1 pseudogene is annotated in these 227 nt (G+C 37.9%); it reads left to right on the top strand.

The features are described from left to right. A pseudogene (locus H5058_RS18400) lies at positions 1–227 on the top strand (transposase); the annotation flags it as partial.

Consider the following 227-nt stretch of genomic DNA (forward strand, 5'->3'; position numbering starts at 1 on the left):
AATCACACCCACTTAGTACTCTATGTTGATGATAAAAAAGCCAAGCGACTAACCGATAAAGCCATTATTCAGCGGTGGCACAGGCTTTGTAAAGGCACTGTTCTCACTAACAAATATCTGCAAGGTGAAGAGCTAAGTAAAATTGAATGGCTCTTTCTAAATGAAACAATCATTGAATACCGAGAACGCTTAGCTAATATCAGTTGGTTTATGCGGCTATTAAATGA

This window comes from Pseudoalteromonas sp. SR45-4 (assembly GCF_014163535.1).
GTDB lineage: Bacteria > Pseudomonadota > Gammaproteobacteria > Enterobacterales > Alteromonadaceae > Pseudoalteromonas > Pseudoalteromonas nigrifaciens.